Annotated in this window: 14 protein-coding genes; 4 read left to right on the forward strand and 10 right to left on the reverse strand. The window is 42.4% G+C overall.

The window, feature by feature from the left end; translation table 11 throughout:
- Positions 1-559: 559 nt before the first annotated feature.
- From nirB to V7783_RS07335, 4 genes are all read left to right on the forward strand, one after another.
- A complete protein-coding gene (gene nirB, locus V7783_RS07320; RefSeq protein WP_335678152.1) occupies positions 560-3,133 on the forward strand; it encodes a nitrite reductase large subunit NirB in 2,574 nt (857 codons plus the stop codon).
- On the forward strand, positions 3,120-3,476 hold the full coding sequence (gene nirD / locus V7783_RS07325; RefSeq protein WP_192542145.1) for a nitrite reductase small subunit NirD: 357 nt from the start codon (positions 3,120-3,122) through the stop codon (positions 3,474-3,476). Before nirB ends, nirD begins: the two co-directional genes overlap by 14 nt.
- 14 nt (positions 3,477-3,490) lie before the next feature.
- Positions 3,491-4,354 (forward strand): uroporphyrinogen-III C-methyltransferase, encoded by an 864-nt coding sequence (gene cobA / locus V7783_RS07330; RefSeq protein WP_335678153.1) that lies wholly within the window; start codon positions 3,491-3,493, stop codon positions 4,352-4,354.
- Between the two features lie 280 nt (positions 4,355-4,634).
- Entirely contained in the window at positions 4,635-5,906 is a 1,272-nt protein-coding gene (locus tag V7783_RS07335) for a nitrate- and nitrite sensing domain-containing protein (RefSeq protein WP_335678154.1), read from the forward strand.
- 168 nt (positions 5,907-6,074) lie between these two features.
- On the opposite strand, the gene V7783_RS07340 is transcribed toward V7783_RS07335, so the two are convergent.
- The 10 genes from V7783_RS07340 to V7783_RS07385 form a co-directional block, all read right to left on the reverse strand.
- Complete coding sequence (locus V7783_RS07340; protein ID WP_335678155.1) at positions 6,075-6,536, reverse strand: molybdenum cofactor biosynthesis protein MoaE; 462 nt, start codon at positions 6,534-6,536, stop codon at positions 6,075-6,077.
- Positions 6,536-6,808, reverse strand: coding sequence for a MoaD/ThiS family protein (locus tag V7783_RS07345; RefSeq protein WP_335678156.1), 273 nt, complete (start codon positions 6,806-6,808; stop codon positions 6,536-6,538). Before V7783_RS07345 ends, V7783_RS07340 begins: the two co-directional genes overlap by 1 nt.
- Positions 6,786-7,256 (reverse strand): cyclic pyranopterin monophosphate synthase MoaC, encoded by a 471-nt coding sequence (moaC, locus tag V7783_RS07350; RefSeq protein WP_192542120.1) that lies wholly within the window; start codon positions 7,254-7,256, stop codon positions 6,786-6,788. The genes V7783_RS07345 and moaC overlap by 23 nt, the downstream gene beginning before the upstream one ends.
- Before the next feature lie 2 nt (positions 7,257-7,258).
- The gene (gene moaB, locus V7783_RS07355; RefSeq protein ID WP_335678157.1) at positions 7,259-7,792 is read right to left on the reverse strand and encodes a molybdenum cofactor biosynthesis protein B; all 534 of its coding nucleotides are present in this window, start codon (positions 7,790-7,792) and stop codon (positions 7,259-7,261) included.
- A gap of 17 nt (positions 7,793-7,809) precedes the next feature.
- Positions 7,810-8,397 carry a molybdenum cofactor guanylyltransferase gene (mobA, locus tag V7783_RS07360; RefSeq protein ID WP_192542118.1) on the reverse strand — a complete coding sequence of 196 codons (588 nt, stop codon included), beginning with the start codon at positions 8,395-8,397 and terminating at the stop codon, positions 7,810-7,812.
- A gap of 4 nt (positions 8,398-8,401) precedes the next feature.
- The gene (moaA, locus tag V7783_RS07365) at positions 8,402-9,403 is read right to left on the reverse strand and encodes a GTP 3',8-cyclase MoaA (RefSeq protein ID WP_335678158.1); all 1,002 of its coding nucleotides are present in this window, start codon (positions 9,401-9,403) and stop codon (positions 8,402-8,404) included.
- Between the two features lie 48 nt (positions 9,404-9,451).
- Entirely contained in the window at positions 9,452-12,148 is a 2,697-nt protein-coding gene (locus V7783_RS07370) for a nitrate reductase (RefSeq protein ID WP_335678159.1), read from the reverse strand.
- Positions 12,149-12,157: 9 nt separating this feature from the next.
- Complete coding sequence (locus tag V7783_RS07375; protein WP_301562303.1) at positions 12,158-13,666, reverse strand: FAD-dependent oxidoreductase; 1,509 nt, start codon at positions 13,664-13,666, stop codon at positions 12,158-12,160.
- A gap of 166 nt (positions 13,667-13,832) precedes the next feature.
- Positions 13,833-15,605, reverse strand: coding sequence for a protein kinase domain-containing protein (locus V7783_RS07380; RefSeq protein ID WP_442961348.1), 1,773 nt, complete (start codon positions 15,603-15,605; stop codon positions 13,833-13,835).
- Positions 15,606-15,615: 10 nt separating this feature from the next.
- On the reverse strand, positions 15,616-17,085 hold the full coding sequence (locus V7783_RS07385) for a NarK family nitrate/nitrite MFS transporter (protein WP_335678160.1): 1,470 nt from the start codon (positions 17,083-17,085) through the stop codon (positions 15,616-15,618).
- Positions 17,086-17,164: the final 79 nt, after the last annotated feature.

Consider the following 17,164-nt stretch of genomic DNA (forward strand, 5'->3'; position numbering starts at 1 on the left):
ATTAAGAAGAAAGAGCACTACCCACTCTTGATCACCCGGTCCAAAGGTCGGTGGTTCGAATCCACTCAGTCGTACCAATTAATGAATAAAAAAACATTAAGAAGAAAGAGCACTACCCACTCTTGATCACCCGGTCCAAAGGTCGGTGGTTCGAATCCACTCAGTCGTACCAATCCTAAATATAAAACCTAAAGAAAAAGCACTACCTACTCTTGATCACCCGCTCCAAAGATTAATAGTTCAAATCATCGCTGTAGTTAATTATTAGCAATAGGCTTTTATGTTGCGACAGAATTAACAGCAAGGAAGTTGCACTGTTAATGTGCCTTTACTGCACCATCGTAACACATTCAATAAAGCTCACACCTCTCATAAAAAACAATTATTAATAAAAACAATTGGATAAAAACATGGCAATGATATTGCTTAGTTAGGTATATAAAAATAAAACTGCTTTTGCAGTAATGGCAACGAAGCCCGCACACACTAACCGAACGGTTTACTGTGGCGGGCTTTTTTATTGCCAAAATTTAAACCGTCAGCATGAAGGAAAAAACAAATGCCACAGAAAATTCTCGTTATTGGCAATGGCATGGTGGGGCACCATTTTGTTGAGCAAATGCGTGGTAGCGATCAGCATGCGCAGATCACGGTATTGTGTGGTGAAGCAAATCTTGCCTACGATCGGGTCTATTTATCAAGTGTGTTTAATGGTAAAACCGCTGCTGATCTAGCGTTAACGACACATGAAAACTACCAAAAACTCAATATTACTGTGCATACAAGTCAGTGGGTTGAGCATATTGACGCTACGCAAAAGCAGCTCACCACTGCTAATGGCACAATCTATGACTATGATAAATTAGTGTTAGCAACCGGCTCGTACCCTTTCGTACCACCCATTAAAGGCAATGATCAATCCCACTGCTTAGTCTATCGCACCCTAGAAGACTTAGAACAAATAAAAAAGTGTGCGAATGATAGTAAGGTAGGCGTTGTAATTGGTGGTGGTTTACTGGGCTTAGAAGCTGCGAACGCATTAAAACAACTCGGTTTAAATACCCATGTTGTCGAGTTTGCGCCACAGTTAATGGCGGTTCAACTTGATCAGCAAGGAGGGAAATTACTCAGAAATAAAATCGAAAACTTAGGTGTTAGCGTGCACACAGGTAAAGCAACTAGTGAGATAGTTGCTGGTGAGCAGTGTCGTTACCGCTTAAATTTTGCTGATGGTAGCCACTTAGAGACCGATTTAGTGTTGTTCTCAGCAGGTATTCGCCCATACGATACCCTAGGGAATAAAGCGGGGCTTACTTTAGGTGAGCGCGGTGGAATCGTGATCAATAACGCATGCCAAACGTCTAATAAAGATATTTTTGCGATTGGTGAATGCGCATTATGGGATAAAAAATTATTTGGTTTAGTCGCCCCTGGCTACAATATGGCACGGGTTGCAGCAAGTCAGTTGTCAGGTGGCGACCTTCAATTTAACGGCGCCGATATGAGCACCAAGCTTAAATTGTTGGGGGTTGAAGTAGGTTCAATTGGTGATGCACATGGTATTACCGCTAATGCGAAAGAATTGATATATCAAGATCCAATTCGTGATTGCTATAAAAAAATAGTCCTCAACGAAACTGGCGATAAGTTACTAGGCGCAGTGTTAGTAGGTGACACCAGCGACTATGACACGTTATTGCAGTACATGCTTAATGATATGGCGTTGCCCGAGCATCCTGAATGCCTGATTTTACCAGACAGCGCAGGCGGCGCGCCAACACTGTCAAGCAGTGCCCTACCCGATACAGCCACTATCTGCTCATGCCACAACGTCTGTAAAAGTGACATTATCAGCGCTATCGATAATGGCGCAAACGAACTTGGCGCAGTAAAAACCTGCACTAAAGCCAGCACCGGTTGTGGCGGCTGTACCGCATTACTTAAATCAGTGGTCGATGCTGAACTTGCCGAGCGTGGCGTTGAGGTAAATAACCATCTATGTGAACACTTCGCTTATTCTCGCCAAGAACTATTACACCTTGTTAAAGTAGAGAAAATCAAAACATTCGCTGAGCTGCTTAACAGTCATGGTGAAGGCCATGGTTGTGAGATATGTAAACCGGCTGTGGGTTCAATTTTAGCTTCAACATGGAATGACTATATCCTGAGTGAGCAACATGTCAGCCTACAAGATACCAATGACAACTACTTAGCTAATATGCAAAAAGATGGTTCATATTCCGTGGTACCGCGTATTGCCGGTGGCGAGGTGACCGCTGAGAAGCTGATTGTACTGGGTGAAGTCGCCAAAGAATTTAATCTATATTGTAAAGTGACTGGCGGCCAACGCATTGATTTATTTGGCGCACGTCTTGAGCAACTGCCTGTTATTTGGCAAAAGCTGATAGCCGCAGGGTTTGAAACCGGCCACGCTTATGGAAAATCATTACGTACCGTTAAGTCTTGCGTTGGCAGCACATGGTGTCGTTATGGCGTTCAAGACAGTGTTGGTCAAGCCATTGCTATTGAAGATCGATACAAAGGCTTACGCTCCCCGCATAAAATAAAAATGGCCGTGTCAGGATGTACCCGTGAATGCGCTGAGGCGCAAAGTAAAGATATCGGCATTATTGCAACCGAAAGTGGTTGGAACCTGTATGTCTGTGGTAATGGTGGCATGCGTCCACGTCACGCAGACTTATTTGCAACTGACTTAGACACCACCACTTTAATCACCTATATCGACCGTATTTTAATGTTTTACGTTAATACTGCTGACAAGCTACAACGTACCTCGGTATGGCTTGAGAATCTTGAAGGCGGCTTAGAATATTTACGCCAAGTCGTGATTGATGACAGCTTAGGTATTTGTGCAGAGCTTGAACAACAAATGGCGCATATCACTAACACCTACGCATGTGAGTGGCTGCGCACCATTGAAGATCCAAATGCAGTTAAGCGCTTCCGTCAATTTGTGAATAGCCCAGATACTGATGAAAACATTGTATTTGTACAGGAGCGAAATCAAATTCGCCCCGCGACTGAAGCTGAAAAAAGTGCCCTTAAATACGCACAGCAGCGCCCTATCGCAGTAACAGAAATTACACAGGAGCAAGAAGATGTCTTGGTATAAAATTGGTACATTAAATGATCTCGTTTTAAATAGTGGGATCTGCGCACAAGTTAATAATCAACAAGTTGCCGTGTTCTATGTTCCTAACGATAAACAGTCCGTATTTGCTATTAGTAACTTTGACCCAATCGGCAAAGCAAATGTGTTAGCCAGAGGGATTGTCGGCTCACTGCAAGCACAGTTAGTTGTCGCTTCGCCATTATATAAACAGCATTTTTGCCTAAAAACCGGTCAATGCTTAGAAGCAGAAACAATTCGCGTACCTGTCTATAAAGCAAAAGTAGAACACGATCAGGTTTTTATTAGTAGCCAGCCAGTACTAGCAGCTAGCTCGGTCAGTTAAAAAGTGAGATAACTATGAGCGTATTTTCATATTTTTCAAGCATAGAGAATAACTGGCTTGATAACATTTTTACTCGATACGGTACTGGCCAAAGCCGCAATAATAAAACCGGTCAAGTGTATCTGATCGGCGCAGGCCCAGGCGATCCAGAACTTATTACAGTAAAAGCACAGCGTATATTAAACAGCGCAGATGTGGTTTTATATGATTGGCTGGTGGCAGATGAACTCATTACCTCACTACCAGCCAGCTGTAAACGCGTATTTGTTGGTAAACGCGCTGGCAAACACTCAATGACGCAACCGCAAATTTGCCAACAACTCGTTAAGTTTGCTCAGCAAGGCCTTACCGTGGTGCGTTTAAAAGGCGGTGATCCGAGTATTTTTGCACGTATTTGTGAAGAAGCTGACGCACTCCAACAAGCTGCGATAAAGTTCGCCATTATACCCGGTGTAACAACCGCATGCGCCACGTCCGCTTATACCGGTATTCCACTCACTAAACGCCATGTAGCAGCAAGTATTACCTTTATGACGGCTCAATTTAGCGACCCTAAAAAGCAGCCTGACTGGCATAAATATCGTCACATGCCTAATGGTGATAATTCCACACTGGTGGTTTATATGGGATTAAATAGATTAGAGCAGTTGGTGTCGGGGCTGGTTTCGGTCGGTTGGCCGAAAAATACCCCCATCGCCCTGATTGAACAAGCCACCACCTTAGAGCAACGTGTTAATACATCAACCTTGGATAAAGTATATAAAATCCCCTCATCAGAGGCGATACATGGCCCTACGCTGATTATTATCGGTGAGGTTATCAATCACACTATGCCAATTAGTCCCGAGTTATTAAATGTCACAGCCTATGGCGTTTAACGCCTATTAAAACAAATCATACGCGCGCTTGCTCTCACCTACAGGAGAAAAAAACTGAGCAAGCGCACTTTATAAGCATCTTAGCAGTGCATTGCTTGCACCAAAATACACCACTTTAGACTATCCCCTTGACTTGCAATAATTCACAAGCGCTCACCAGCCTCTCAAGCTACTGTAATTTAATAAATTTATTTTTAACTTTAATAAATTTATGGTTTATTTTTAACTGGAATGAAGGTTGCTACTGTTAGCATAAATAACAACACAAAAATAACTATCTATGGCTCACAATAATTCGCTCACTAAAAAATTTCTATTAGCCGCTAAATACGAAGAGATCCATGCGTTAGAACAATTACAAAAAAGTTGTTACAACCTGATTAAACTCGGCCAGTTTGTGCATCAACTACAAAAAGAGCGTGCGATGAGTAATATTTACCTCGCCTCAAACAGAACGCTTTTTGAACAGCAACTACAACAGCAAATAAAACATTCTGATGTGTTACAACAAGCCTTGTTTGAATCTCTGGCGCAAACTTATTTATGTACAAAACCAGGCGTTGGTAATAGCCGCTTATATAATTTAATAACTATCAGCCTACAATCCCTAGATACACTTTATTCATTACGTGAAAAGGTAGCCAAACAAGCACTGAATGCGAGTCAATCTACGCAGTCTTTTACGCAAATTATTACCAGTTTATTAAATGTATTTTTAGAAACCGCTGATGGTGCCAGTGATCCTGTGATCACCCGTCTGTTAGTTGCTTATTTTAACTTTATGCAAGGCAAAGAATACGCAGGGCAAGAACGTGCATGTGGTGCAATGGCTTTTGCCAGTAATAAGTTTGATAGCGAACAAAAAGCATTGTTAAGCCATTTTCAACACAACCAACAAACCAGCTTTGAATTTTTTAGCCAATATGCCGATGAGCAACTTACAGCAAGCTACAAGCTACTGTTACAGGATGAGTCAAACCAAGAAATAGACAAATTACGCACTATGCTACAACAATTAGCGCCAAACAATAACCAAGAACTGTCACAGCTCAGTGAAGTCTGGTTTGACGTAGCAACTGCAAGAATCGATATCATGCATCAAATAGAACAACAAATTTCTAAACGTTTGATAGCAGCGGCTAAAGAGCAAATTGTTGCAGCAAAACAAAGTTTAGACACTCATCAAGGCACGCTGGCTATAATTACTAAAGACAGCCCTGATATTAGTATATCAACCACCGCGACCCTTTTATCTGCTGAGCTAAATGGCTGCACCGCTACCAATATTGCCGCCGAGAAGCTCGCTGCAAATAAAACCATGTATGATTTAATAGCCGAGCAAAGTCAGCATATAAAACTGATAAATAATGCGCTCAGTGAAGCCAGAAATGTCATTAATGAACAAAAAATCATTAACCAAGCTAAGTTTATTTTAATTGAACAATTAAAGTTAACTGAAGCCCAAGCGCATAAAAAGTTACAAAAACAAGCAATGGATAACCACGTCAGTTTACATAAAGTCGCAGAGCAAATAATTACGCTGGTAGATTAGGTGCGATAGTAACAAGCGTTGAAAAATCGCTATGCAACGCACTTGCTAGCGATAGTTAGTTTAAACTTTTTCATAAACTTTCCATGTCAGTCTAACCAGTGCGTAGAAGTACTCGTTAGTCATTTATTTTTATTGGTGTTTCAACCATAGCCGAGTTGCTATTTTGGGTCAATCTTCCATCCATTTTTGTTGAGCTTGTAAATCACTGGCTTTAAATTCAACCCACTGTGATGAATGGCTAAAATGTTCTTTTTTCCAAAATGTGGCTTGGGTTTTTAAGTAATCCATAATAAATTGCGCGCCATCAAAGGCATTTTGCCGGTGTTTGGCACTCACGCCAACAAAAACAATTTGCTCGCCAAGGGGCAGATAACCAATCCGGTGATAGATACTAATTCGGCCCAACTGCCAACGCTTTTGAGCTTGCTCTGCAATGCTTAACAGTAGTTGCTCGGTCATTTGTGGGTAATGTTCAAGCTCCAGTGCGACCACATTATCACCCTGACTGAATTCTCTCACTAAACCTGTAAAAGTAACCACTGCGCCTTGCTGCACATTACCTATTTGCAGTGCATCATGCAGTACTGCAATGTCAAAATCATCATGGCTGATGGTTATTTCAATACTCATTAGCCACCTGTTACGGGTGGGAAAAAAGCTACTTCATCACCCCCTTTAACAATCGCTTGCTGTTGCGCTATTTGCTGATTAACTGCCGCTATCAGTAAGTCATTATTAAGCGCTGCTTGCCAACTAGGCTGTAAGCTAATCAAATGCGATTTTAATTGTTTAATTGAAAGCGGTTGCTTAATAGCTAAATTATAACTTGCGCATTGTAAGCGCTCTTTTAGTTGACCAAAAAACAATAGCTTTACTTGCTCAGCGTCGTTGCCAATCACCATGTTTACCTCCTGATTTTTTTATCACCCGAATAGAGTGAATTTCCATATCCGGATCAGCGGCTTTGCACATATCAAATAATGTCAGTGCGGCAACTGATACTGCGCTAAGCGCTTCCATTTCAACTCCAGTTTTGCCTGAGAGTTTACATAAGCTGGTTATTTTTATAATGCAGTTTTGCTCGTCTAGCTCAAAATCAACGGCCACTTTGGTCAACGCCAACGGATGGCACAGCGGGATAAGATCAGCGCATTTCTTTGCTGCTTGAATACCCGCAATACGTGCAACCCCGATGACATCACCTTTTTTATTCTCATTGGCCACTACCTGTGAAAAAGCTTCTTTCGACATCGATATCATCCCTTGCGCAATCGCTTCTCGGGTGGTGATTTGTTTTAGTGAAACATCAACCATATTCGCTTGGCCGTGTTCATCAATATGACTTAACATGTTTAACCCCTAGTTGCACAGCGACTGCCAACACTAATATGTGGCACAAAATTACATGGCTTAAATGTTGCGCTTAATTGCTGCTCAATAATGCCCGTCCACGCAGTTTTGCACGCTCCCGTTGAACCTGGCATGCAAAAAATAACGGTGTTGTTTGCAAGTCCCGCAAGCGCCCGAGATTGAATGGTCGAGCTGCCAATTTCACTGTATGAAATATGTCTAAATAGCTCGCCAAATCCGTCGACCGTTTTATCAAATAACGGCAGCATTGCTTCAGGCGTTGAGTCTCGCTCAGTAAACCCTGTGCCACCAGTCACTAAAATGGCTTGAATAGTTTCATCTGCAATCCATTGCGAGGCAATTGCCCGCATTTGATATACATTATCTTTAACGATTTTTTTATCAAGCAATTGATGCCCAGCATCTTGTAAAGCTTGCACTAGATAATGTCCTGAAGTATCAGTATTTTCATTGCGAGTATCACTGACGGTTAAAACCGCAATATTGACCACGCTGTTATCTGTTGTATTAGCCATAATTTTATTACTTCTTTTTAATAAATTAATTGATTCAATTCTTTAATACCGTGCGCCTTACATAATTGGTTGTATTGCACTGGGGTATTAATATTACTAAATGCGTCGGTTTGTGCGCTTTCAAGCGACTCACCTTGGCATGTTTTTATAAACTGTTTAATCGATAAGTTACTGTCAGTTACACTGAGCACAGAAAATAAATAGTCCTGTGTCACTTGATTATTTTTAATGTAAATGGGTAATGGAAAGTCACTAAAATGCACTAAATTCATGGTTTCAGTGTGCATTTTATGCTGATAAAAATTAACTAAGCGTGTTAATAACGCGCCATTGAGTAATGGCATATCAATCGCCACGACCAGTAAATCGTTCTTAGTGTGTTTGAGGGCGCTATAAATTCCCCCTAGAGGCCCTTTATTTGGATATATATCAGCTAGATAATTTGGGCAACCGTTACGACTGATCAAAACATCGAGCACCCCAACACTGTGCAATAAATCAACACTGTGTTGTTGCAAGGTTTTATCGCCAAACAGCAGCTCAGCCTTATTGGTTTTCATGCGTGAAGATTTACCACCAGCGAGCACTAACCCAGTCACAGCCATTGCTCTATCCCCCTAACATCGCTAAATGTTTGGTTGCGCCCGTTAAGCGCTTATCAAGCTCGTGACTAATGGTTTTGTTACTCATTGCGCTGCGGATCAGTTTAATCGTTTGCTCAGCCGCGTTTTCAGTGGTGCCACTATTTAATGCACTGCGTAAGTCGATACCTTGATCAGCAAATAAACATAAATGTAATTTACCCAGCGCAGAAACACGCAAACGATTACAGCTTTGGCAGAAATCTTTGCTGTAAGGCATTATCAAGCCAATACGGCCTTGATAATCGGGATGCCAAAATTCTTGCGCAGGACCATTCAACGTGCCCTTTACGACTTGTAACCAGCCTGCTGCTAGCAAACTATCTTTAACGCCTTGGCCACTTAAATGATTTTGTTCAAAAAATTGCGTGCCATTACCGGTTTCCATCAATTCAATAAAGCGCACTGTTACTCTCTGGTGCTTTATCCAAGCAAGGTAATCTTTTAGCTGGTTATGATTAAATGCTTTAGCTAATACGGCATTGACTTTAATGCGCTTAATGCCTATCTGCTGAGCTCGTGCAATGCCGTTTAAAATATGTTGTAGCTTGTCGTGGCCAGTTATTAGTTGAAACATTTTCGGATCTAAGCTGTCGATACTGACATTAATGGCATCAAGTCCAGCGGCTTTATATTCATCAACATTATTTAATAAGTTAAAACCGTTGGTTGTGAGCGCCACTTCGCTAATTCCGCTGGTGGCTTTACAACGTTTGATGATCTCTGGCAAATCTTTACGTAGGCATGGCTCGCCGCCCGTTAAGCGAATTTTTTTAGTGCCTAGCTTGGCAAAAGCACTCACTACAGTGGTAATTTCTGCTTGTGTCAAGAACTCACGCGGCGTATTACACTGATAACCATTCGGTAAGCAATAACTACAACTAAAATTACAGACATCGGTAATCGAGAGTCTTAAATAATTAAAACGGCGTCCAAATTTATCTTCAAGTTGATAGTTGTCTTCACGCATAAATTGTTCTACTTATTATTTTTATATACATCTGCTTTGGCATAACAACTACACCGTGACCAGCACATCAATTTGCTGCCCTTGAGCAATCACAGCATGGCGCTTAATGAGCTGACTTAATTCAGTTTTACATGATCCACAATTAGTCCCGCACTGTAACTGCAAGCCCAGTTCATCAACCCGGTGAGTCCCCGCTTTTATGGCATCAACAATTGGCTTTTCTCTGACTTTAAAGCAGCTACAAATTTGTCGCCCTTGGCTAAACTCTTCGTCAGGTGTGGCCGTTAATAATGACTGCAGTTGTGCAAAGTTCAGTGCCGATTGGCTAAACAAGTGATTGATCCACTCAATTGATGTGGTTACTTGCTCATTCGTTACCATCGCCACAAACACTAATCGACCATTGGCAATACATTGAATACGTTGCGTAGCGCCTTCATAAAAACCTGACCACTGCCCTTTTATGCCACTGCTTTGTTGGCACCAGTAAAGTGCATCTGCGATAACATCGTTAAATGCGAGCTGATATTGGCTGCAATTACTGGCATTAACTTTTAACCAATAATCACTTTGCGCCGTTAGATCAGCCTGGCAGTTACTTTGCTTATTAACAAATACATCCATATATTGGCTAAACTCTACCGGTTGCAGCTTTATGGCCGTAAACTTCGTTTCTGGTTGACCTGAAATAGGATCAGCAATGGACGAATATAATTTGCCAACATTAGCTGATGAGGCAAATTGCTGATTCCAATGGATCGGCATAAAACATTCACCCGCTCTGAGTGAGTCGGTAATTTTGGCATTCGCTATTACTTCGCCCACCTTTGACTGCGCTCGAACTAAATCATCATTGTTGATGCCAAGCCGACTAGCATCCTTCGGATGAAGCTCAATATAAGGACGCGTAATATGGGTTGAAAGCGTTGCAGATTTGCCCGTACGAGTCATGGTATGCCATTGGTCGCGAATACGCCCAGAATTCATCACTAACGGATATTCACTTGAGGTAGCTTGCTTAGGGAGTTGCGGCGTAATGGCAATAAAACGCGCTTTTTTATTCGTTGTGCTGAATTGATTTTGGCTGAACACTTGCCCGTGTTGGTAGTTATCGCCTTTAATACAGGGCCATTGGATAGGCCTCAAGGCATTATATTCGCGACTGCTCATGCCCGCTAAAGCAGATAAATTAAGCTGTCGTGACCCGTTATTCTCAAAGCTTGTTAATCGCGCCCACTCATCAAAAATTTCACTTGGCTGGGTAAAATCAAATCCACTGAAACCCATTTTTTTTGCGACATCACAGAGTATTTGCCAATCGTTTTTTGCGCCAGCGAACGGCGCGATAATTGCTCTTTGGCGAGAAATACGGCGCTCTGAATTGGTCACGGTGCCTTCTTTTTCTCCCCAACCAGTGCTGGGTAGTTTGACATGGGCATAATCAAGGGTGTCGTTACTTGCCACGCAATCCGATACAACCACCAGATCACAGGCTTTCAGTGCTTCTGCTATCGCATCGGTATTTGGTAGACTAACCATCGGATTGGTCGCCATGACCCACACGGCTTTGATTTTGCCATCGCGGATCGCATCAAACATATCCAGCGCTTTAGCTCCTGCTTGAGTGGCGATAGTCGGTGATTGCCAAAAACGCTTTACTAATGATTGATGCTGCTCATTTTCAATGTCCAAGTGTGCTGCAAGTTGATTTGCCAACCCACCCACTTCGCGTCCGCCCATGGCATTGGGTTGACCTGTGATAGAAAACGGCCCAGAGCCTGTTTTTAATAACTTCCCTGACGCTAAATGGGCATTAATAATCGCATTACATTTATCAACCCCTGACGATGATTGATTAATGCCCATTGAGTAAAAGCTAATGGCTGAGGCGCTAGTGGCAAACTCGCTATAAAATTGGCTAACTTCGTGGCGACTTAGTTCACAATAGCTGGCAACCTCATCTATCGTCCATGACTGCGTTGCTGCTAATGCAGTTGCAAAATCATCGGTGTGCTTTGCAATAAAATCATCATCAAGCAGTTGGTTATCCGCTAAGTAACGTAATAAACCGTTATACAGTGCGGCATCTGTGCCTGGCTTTAGTTGTAAAAACCTATCGGCCAGCTCTGCGCTATCGGTGCGTCTTGGATCGATAACCACCACTTTCATGGTTGGGTTCATGCGCTTTGCTCGTGCGATGCGCTGATATAACACAGGATGTGTCCATGCCGCATTAGAGCCAATTAAAATAAGCAGTTCAGTGTGCTCTAAGTCTTCATAATCACAAGGCACTACATCTTCACCAAAAGCGCGTTTATAACCCGCCACCGCAGAAGACATACACAAGCGTGAATTGGTATCAATGTTGGCCGAACCAATATAACCTTTCATGAATTTATTGGCGATGTAATAATCTTCGGTTAACAACTGCCCAGAAACATAAAAAGCCACCGCATCTGGGCCGTGCTCGGCAATTATTTTGCTGAATTCACTCGCCACGTAATCACTCGCCTCAGACCAGCTTACTTGTTTATTGTTAATTTCTGGTGCGCTAAGGCGATTCTCGTTGCTAATTGTATCTAATAAATGGGTGCCTTTTACGCATAACCGGCCGTAGTTTGCCGGATGCTCAGGCATCCCTTCTAGCTGTGTCGGTTGATTGCCCGCTAAGGCAACATCAACGCCACAGCCTACACCACAATACGCACATGTTGTTTGAATTAAACTCTCTTTTAAAGTGGTCATGGCGCTCTCTTATGCAAGTTCGGTTACGGGGATCAATGCGCTATCACTGAGTCGCTTAGGCTCTGCTTGAGTGACGGCTAAGCTGTGTTCGGTTACACAGTGTTCGATAATGCAATTTACTCGGCTTTCGCAGCTGCCACAGCCAGTGCAGGCTTTAGTGACTGTTTGTACACCCACTAAATCGATGGCGCCGGCTAACACGGCTTGTTCAATCGTGTGTTTAGTTACTTGGTGACAACTGCAGATCATTGCTTCAGCAGGTAAATCAGCAATTGAAATCGTATCTGCTGTCGGGGCCAGCGGGAAAATAAGTGATTCAGGGGCAACACTAAGTGCCAAATCGTTCAAGTGATATTGCAGTAAGTTGTCATAATCGCTGGTATCACCAACCAATACTGCACCAATCAAACGGGTACCGGCTGGATCAGTGACTATTTTTTTGTAAACACCGCTGAGTTGATCATCAAAAACATAACTACGAGCATCCTGCGTCCGCCCATGAGCGTCACCAATTGAGCCTACTTCAACGCCCATTAGTTTTAATTTGGTGCTCATATCAGCACCAGTAAATGCACAATCACTATGACTAGACAAAATATGTTTAGCAGCAATTTTCGCCATAGCGTAACCCGGTGCCACTAAACCAAAGATAAAGTTACTCCACAGCGCACATTCGCCAATAGCATAAATATTTTGATCTGATGTTTGGCAATGATCATTAATAACAATGCCACCACGCTCACCAACAGCTAAATCAAATTCTCGGGCTAAATTATCATAGGGACGGATACCCGCTGAAAATAAAATAAGATCGGTTTCTAGCGTTTCACCACCTTTAAAGCACATTTTGTAGCGACAGCTATCTCCATCGACAATTTCTTCTGTGGCCATCGAGGTATGAACCTGCACACCTAATGCGCTAATTTTATCTTTCAGTAATCGCCCGCCGCCGCCATCAACTTGCACGCCCATTAATTGCGGGGCAAACTCTACAACATGAGTTTCAAGACCCAACTGCTTCAGCGCATTCGCCGCTTCTAAACCGAGCAAACCACCACCAATCACCACCCCCACTTTACTGCTGCTGGCAGAGTGTTTAATCGCATTTAAATCAGCAATGGTGCGATACACTAAGCAATGTTCACGGTCTTTGCCTGGGATAGGCGGTACGAAAGGAAATGAGCCAGTTGCCAGTACCAGCTTGTCATAATCAAAGATTGCGCCTTCACTGGTCGTTACTTGCTGCTTTTCCCGGTTTATATGAGTGACTTTTGCATTGGTGTAAAAACGCACTTGCCAATCCGCATATATTTGCTCGTTTGTTAGCGCAAGGTCATCGGCTGTTTTGCCAGCAAAAAATTCTGATAAATGCACTCTATCGTAAGCTAAACGCTCTTCACCACTGAGTACTGTCACTTCAGCATCTGAACTAGGGTTTATAAGGCTGGTAATTTGCTCCACGAAATGATGCCCAACCATTCCATTACCGACGACAACGACTCGTTGTTTGTGGTTCATCAGTTCACCCTACTTGCTATATATTTATTGTTATTAGCAATTAAAGCAAGGGCCATACCAAACATTTAAATTCAATATATACAACAACTTAAATTTTAAATAAATATTAAAAGCTAGGTACAGCACCACGACGATCCATTGCTTGCACCACAGTGATACTGCGTTGTTATTTAATGATAAGCACCGTGAGTAAGCAAAGGAATAAACAAATAGCGATCACTTGCCATACCATCACGGGATTACGCTGATAAAAACCAGGTTTATCTATTGGCGTGATACTCAGCTGTGAGTTTGGGGTATTGAGATCGTTAATAAACTCTGAAAATGAACTATAGCGATGCTCAGGCTTTACCGCTGTGGCTTTCATTAACGTTTGGTCAAACCAAAATGGGATATCACTACGATAGTCACGAATACTGCGATAATGCCAAAGAGTACTACCTGAAGGTGCTTGTTGAACAGAAGATAACGATTTATACGGTAACTGCCCAGATAATAGCTCGTAGATAATCACTGCAAGTGAAAACAAGTCACTTTTAAAATCGGCGTTTAAAGTAACCAGTGTTTCTGGCGCTGTGTAACCAAGCGTACCTTGCGGACACTCATCCACTATTTGATTAATATCATCATGCATAGCGGCAATTTTTACGGTGCCGTAATCAATCAAGGTGACTTTACCATGCGCATCAATCATGACGTTATCTGGTTTTAAATCACGATGCACCATGTCAAGACGCTGAAAAGCTCGCAACGCTTGAACCATTTGCAAAGCGATATTACGCACTTGGCTCAATTGTGGATCGGGCGTGTCTGCTAGCCACTGTCTTAGAGTTTGGCCATCCATATATTCACAAATATGATATAAAAAATCACTGTCATCGGCAGTATTAAGGACTTTCATAACATTGGGATGGTTAATACGCTGGCCAACCCACCCTTCCCGCATAAATCCTTGCAAGTAATGGAGGTCTTCTGCGAAGTTTATCGAGGGGGTTTTTAGTACTACTGGTGCTGAATACTCGTTACTTTGCACTAAGTAAATATGTGAACGAGTGCTGGCGTATATTTGCCGAAGTACTTTGTACTGATCAAGTTGCTGACCAACCTGCAATACCGCTGGGATTTTACGTTTAGTGAGATCGCGATATCGCTCATCTAAGCATTTTTTGGGGATTTGTTGCACTTTTACAAGTAAACAACTGACATTGTCATCACTGCCCTGTGCAATCGCAAGTTTTGTTATCGCTTTTGCTGCCGCTTCTAAATCCTGCTCACTATTAATGCACTCTATGATCTGAGCATTACTAAGAAAATCGTGCACACCATCACAGCTCAATACATAAATATCATGCTGTTTTATTTCAAACTGATAAACATCAACTTCTTGGTGTAACTCTGCCCCTAAGGCCTTGGTTAAATGTTGATTAACTTTATGATCACGGGTTAATTGAGTGAGTTCACCATCGCGTAATTGCGCAACACGCGTATCACCCAAATGGAAAATAAAGCCACTGGTTGATTTTAAAATCAGTGCAGTAAACGTAGTCATCCAGTGGGCTTGACGGTGCATTTGTTGACTATTAGTCGGTGTTTGCGAATAAAGCCACAAATTTAAACTCGCCAGCACTTTTGATACTGATTTTTTTACCGACCAACTAGGCTCGGTAGCTAAATATTCATTAATAAAGTGACTGACCGCTAAATTAGCCGCTTCTTTGGCGAATTTAGCGCTTGAACAGCCATCCGCAATACACGCAACAATACCTTTGTAATCACGGTCATGACCTTTGGTATGCAGGGCTGCAAAAGCGTCTTGATTATCGGCTTTATTGCCTGGCGCTGAATGACCACCAAATGACACTTGCAGCTCATTTTTAGCATGCATATTTGCAGTGCGTTTATTAACTTGGCTGCTCGCTTTGGCGGTTTCAGCTATCATCTAATTTGCCTTATGTGACAGAAATTAATTCAACCGAGCCGTCTTCATTCACTTCTGTGATATGGCCCTTCGGTTCTTGCATAAACATTAACGCTATCAGTCCCACTAACGCACTGCCTGCGATAACAAAAAAGAAGGTTTGATAATCAACCATTGATAATACCGTTAAATACACCACCGCCCCTACGTTACCATAAGCCCCTGTCATACCGGCAATTTGCCCAGTTAAGCGACGCTTAATAAGTGGCACCGCCGCAAAAACAGCGCCTTCACCGGCTTGCACAAAGAACGAGCACGCCATTGCAGCCACAACCGCTAACCAAAGCGGCCAACTTGCATCAACTAGCCCCATAACAAAATAACCTACTGCTAGACCCATGGTTAGCACGATTAAGGTAATTCTACGTCCGAGTTTATCAGAGATCCAACCACCACCTGGGCGCGATGCGAGATTCATAAAAGCATACGCAGAGGCGAGTAATCCGGCATAAACCATATCCAGACCAAAAACCTCACTAAAAAATAACGGCAACATAGAAATAACCGCCAACTCTGAGCCAAACGTTGTAAAATATAAAATATTCAACACCGCTACTTGTTTAAACTCATAACGCTGTGACTCTGGGACAGGATGCTTAAAAATAGCTTTATTGATATCGTAGGTTTTATATACTTCATAAACATAAAGTGAAACAAGAACAACATATACGCCTAGCACAAAGTTAGCTGATATAAGATTGGCACCACTTGGCGAAAGTTTCCAACTTAGTAATGCCAATGCCGCATACATAGGAATTTTCATGATCAACAGTAAGACAAAATCGCCTTTACTGGTTACTTCCATTGCGCCAATTTTTTTCGGTTTAAAATAGGTTGCCCCTTTTGGGGTATCGCTGACATTAAAAAACCAAATAAGACCAAATAGGATGCTAATAACCCCAGTTACAGCAATCGCATAACGCCAGCCATCTTCGCCACCAAATAACAGCGCAATCGCAGGCAGTGACATTGCAGCGGCAGCTGAACCAAAGTTACCCCAACCACCATAAATACCTTCGGCTATGCCAAGTTCATTAGCAGGAAACCATTCACTAACCATGCGAATGCCGACCACAAAGCCAGCTCCTATAAAACCCAGCGCAAAACGGGCAATTGCAGCTTGTTCAAAGGTCGTAGCCGCAGCAAACATAAAACACGGAATACTACAGCTAATAAGTAATGCCGAATAAACAATGCGCGGGCCATATTTATCGGTGAGCATACCCACCACCACCCGTGCTGGTATCGTTAATGCGACATTCAAAATCAATAAGGTTTTAACTTCACTCATACTGATACCCAATGAACTGGCTATTGCACCTAACATCGGTGCATGATTAAACCAGACAAAGAATGACACGAAAAAAACCATCCAACTAAGATGGAGCACTTTCATCTTGCCCCGAAATGATAATAAATTGAATCCTGTAGTTTGCTGCATACGACACACTCCTGACGCTATTTTTATTAGAATAAAATCTTAAAATACTTTTAATACTATTTTTTAGTTCTAAGTAAGT

It is taken from the genome of Pseudoalteromonas sp., assembly GCF_036960685.1.
Taxonomy (GTDB): Bacteria; Pseudomonadota; Gammaproteobacteria; order Enterobacterales; family Alteromonadaceae; genus Pseudoalteromonas.

What these genes read in the sequence shown, in the direction of transcription:
- nirB (WP_335678152.1), top strand. Translation starts at nt 560, where the DNA reads ATGCCACAGAAAATTCTCGTTATTGGCAATGGCATGGTGGGGCACCAT.
- nirD (WP_192542145.1), top strand. Translation starts at nt 3,120, where the DNA reads ATGTCTTGGTATAAAATTGGTACATTAAATGATCTCGTTTTAAATAGT.
- cobA (WP_335678153.1), top strand. Translation starts at nt 3,491, where the DNA reads ATGAGCGTATTTTCATATTTTTCAAGCATAGAGAATAACTGGCTTGAT.
- V7783_RS07335 (WP_335678154.1), top strand. Translation starts at nt 4,635, where the DNA reads ATGGCTCACAATAATTCGCTCACTAAAAAATTTCTATTAGCCGCTAAA.
- V7783_RS07340 (WP_335678155.1), bottom strand. Translation starts at nt 6,536, where the DNA reads ATGAGTATTGAAATAACCATCAGCCATGATGATTTTGACATTGCAGTA.
- V7783_RS07345 (WP_335678156.1), bottom strand. Translation starts at nt 6,808, where the DNA reads ATGGTGATTGGCAACGACGCTGAGCAAGTAAAGCTATTGTTTTTTGGT.
- moaC (WP_192542120.1), bottom strand. Translation starts at nt 7,256, where the DNA reads ATGTTAAGTCATATTGATGAACACGGCCAAGCGAATATGGTTGATGTT.
- moaB (WP_335678157.1), bottom strand. Translation starts at nt 7,792, where the DNA reads ATGGCTAATACAACAGATAACAGCGTGGTCAATATTGCGGTTTTAACC.
- mobA (WP_192542118.1), bottom strand. Translation starts at nt 8,397, where the DNA reads ATGGCTGTGACTGGGTTAGTGCTCGCTGGTGGTAAATCTTCACGCATG.
- moaA (WP_335678158.1), bottom strand. Translation starts at nt 9,403, where the DNA reads ATGCGTGAAGACAACTATCAACTTGAAGATAAATTTGGACGCCGTTTT.
- V7783_RS07370 (WP_335678159.1), bottom strand. Translation starts at nt 12,148, where the DNA reads ATGACCACTTTAAAAGAGAGTTTAATTCAAACAACATGTGCGTATTGT.
- V7783_RS07375 (WP_301562303.1), bottom strand. Translation starts at nt 13,666, where the DNA reads ATGAACCACAAACAACGAGTCGTTGTCGTCGGTAATGGAATGGTTGGG.
- V7783_RS07380 (WP_442961348.1), bottom strand. Translation starts at nt 15,605, where the DNA reads ATGATAGCTGAAACCGCCAAAGCGAGCAGCCAAGTTAATAAACGCACT.
- V7783_RS07385 (WP_335678160.1), bottom strand. Translation starts at nt 17,085, where the DNA reads ATGCAGCAAACTACAGGATTCAATTTATTATCATTTCGGGGCAAGATG.